This is a genomic window from Ochrobactrum sp. SFR4, assembly GCF_019730395.1.
In the GTDB taxonomy this organism is placed as follows: domain Bacteria; phylum Pseudomonadota; class Alphaproteobacteria; order Rhizobiales; family Rhizobiaceae; genus Pseudochrobactrum.
On the sequence record NZ_JAAPBB010000502.1, the window covers coordinates 1 to 322 of the forward strand.

Annotated in this window: 1 protein-coding gene; it reads right to left on the reverse strand. The window is 45.3% G+C overall.

Features of this window, described 5'->3' with window-relative positions; translation table 11 throughout:
* Window positions 1-266: LysR family transcriptional regulator (locus tag HBA93_RS20000; RefSeq protein WP_221724444.1), on the reverse strand; the 266-nt coding region annotated here is incomplete at its 3' end.
* Between the last annotated feature and the right edge of the window lie 56 nt (window positions 267-322).

The following is a 322-nucleotide window of genomic DNA, read 5'->3' on the forward strand; positions in this document are numbered from 1 at the left end:
TGACGAATATCATTGGCAGCCTGTGAGAGCTGATCGAGCCCCAGATAGAGTCTCTCCACTTCCCGATAAAATTGGACACCTACAGCCGTTGGAATGAGACGTGCACCGCCCCGTTCGAATAATGACATTTTAACCGCGTCTTCAAGATCACGGATCAAACGGCTGACTGCGGGCTGGGTAATATTCATCATTTCAGATGCAGATGTGACACTGCCTGTCATAATAACGCTTCGAAATGCTTCTACCTGGCGTGGTTTCAATCGCATCGTAAACTCCTAATGTCATAACATTAAGGCATAACATTAGCACAAAATGCAATTTT